The sequence below is a fragment of the Kaistella sp. genome (assembly GCF_032060305.1).
Taxonomy (GTDB): Bacteria; Bacteroidota; Bacteroidia; order Flavobacteriales; family Weeksellaceae; genus Kaistella; species Kaistella yananensis.
The window spans coordinates 65,889-67,717 of the sequence record NZ_DAMBHK010000002.1; the positions used below are offsets into that span (position 1 = coordinate 65,889).

Annotated in this window: 2 protein-coding genes and 1 pseudogene; 2 read left to right on the top strand and 1 reads right to left on the bottom strand. The window is 37.7% G+C overall.

Annotated elements, in window-relative coordinates:
- Positions 1–166, bottom strand: a pseudogene (locus V5N63_RS00695) (dihydropteroate synthase); the annotation flags it as partial.
- Between the two features lie 94 nt (positions 167–260).
- Between V5N63_RS00695 and V5N63_RS00700 the strand changes: the two are divergent.
- Positions 261–827, top strand: coding sequence for a DUF1599 domain-containing protein (locus V5N63_RS00700; protein ID WP_332032118.1), 567 nt, complete (start codon positions 261–263; stop codon positions 825–827).
- A gap of 1 nt (position 828) precedes the next feature.
- Positions 829–1,829 (top strand): BT_3928 family protein (locus V5N63_RS00705; RefSeq protein WP_332032107.1); only part of this gene is annotated, 1,001 nt, incomplete at its 3' end.

The following is a 1,829-nucleotide window of genomic DNA, read 5'->3' on the forward strand; positions in this document are numbered from 1 at the left end:
CCTGTTTCAAGGCTGCTTTTTCTTCATTGAATTTTCCGCCATCAGAAAAAGAATCGGGCGTAAGGTTGAGGATTCCCATGATTTTCGGGACCGACAAATCGATCAGTGATCCACGGCAGTTTATAGAAAAATGAGAATTTTTATGGTTACCAGATTGAGTTTTCATACACGCAAATTTAAGGAATATGTCGATGAAACTTCAAACTTTGGGCTTCCCTCTTCCCTCCAAAATTCTTATCTTTGAAAAGTTTAGAAATTTTATGCAGAAAACATCAAAACAGTTCGACGAAGTCATCCGCGTTTGCCGCGATTTATTCAGTAAAAAACTCACCGATTACGGCGCTTCGTTCCGGGTGCTGAGAACTCCTTCACTCACCGACCAGATTTTCATCAAAGTAAAAAGTTTAAGGAATTTTCAGACCACAGGAATCTCGAAAGTTGGCGAATCCGAGGAAGAAAATTTCATTGCCATCGTCAATTATTCCATCATTGGTTTAATTCAGCTTGAAAAGGGGTTTGCCGATGATTTTAAGCAGGATAAAGCTGAAATTCTGGAACTTTACGACAGATTTGCTAACGAAGCAAAAGAATTGATGATGCGGAAAAACCATGATTACGGGGAAGCGTGGCGCGAAATGAGAATTTCTTCGATCACCGATTTAATTTATCAGAAAGTACTGAGAACCAAACAGATCGAGGATAACGCCGGCGAAACTTTGGTTTCCGAAGGAATTGATGCAAATTATTTCGACATGCTGAATTATGCCGTGTTCTGTCTGATTAAATTTTCTGAACAGCAAGAGGAATTTAAACCACAAATCATTTAAAATGAAACATATTTTACGAATTGCTGTTGCATTGATTTTTATTGCTTCCGGTTTTGTGAAAGCGGTAGATGTGGTGGGTTTTTCCTTCAAACTTGAAGAATATTTTTCGCCGTCGGTTTTCAACATGCCTTTTTTTGAGAGCCAGGCCTTGCCTATTGCCATTTTTGTTGTGGCTTTGGAACTTATTTTAGGCTTCATGCTCTTACTGAGAATACGTTTGAAGTTTACGCTTACCGCACTTATTGCACTTTGCGTGTTCTTCGGATTCTTGACTTTTTATTCGGCTTATTTCAATAAAGTGACGGATTGCGGGTGCTTTGGTGACGCTATTACCTTTACTCCGTGGGAAAGTTTTGTGAAAGATTTAATTCTTCTCTTCGGGTTGTTGCTGCTTTGGTTCATGTACAGAAATCAGTTTAAGCTGCTTCAGCCAAAAAAACAGACCAAGTATATTGCGCTTTCAGTTTTTGTACTGGCAATGGGGCTTATTACCCTTCATGGAATTCTTCATGAACCTTTAATCGATTTCCGAGATTATAAAATTGGTACGGATTTGAATACTGAAAAAGCCAATATTGAGAAAAATCCTTCAGAATATAAAACTTTTTACAGCCTTAAAAATGATAATACCGGTGAAACTGTGGAACTGAACCAAGATCTTTATGTTGCAGATAAAAAATATTGGGAAGAAGGCTCTCCGTGGAAAATTGAAGAATCAAAGACTTCGTCCAAAATAGTTAAACAGGGATACAAATCCGAAATTTCAAAATTCAAACCCGAATCTGTAGACGGTATCGATTTAACTCCGGAAATATTGCAGGCAAAAAAAGCAATCCTTATTTTCTCTTATAAACCCATAGATGCTGACAGGGAAATTCTCAGTAAAACTGAAGCAAAAGCTAACACACAAAAAGATGCCTTAACCTATGGAATATCAACCAATCCTACGACTTTTAAAACCATAAAAAATGCAGTGATGGACGGTACTGCGATAAAAACAAT

Coding starts and splice junctions, on each gene's coding strand:
- V5N63_RS00700 (WP_332032118.1), top strand. CDS start 261: ATGCAGAAAACATCAAAACAGTTCGACGAAGTCATCCGCGTTTGCCGC.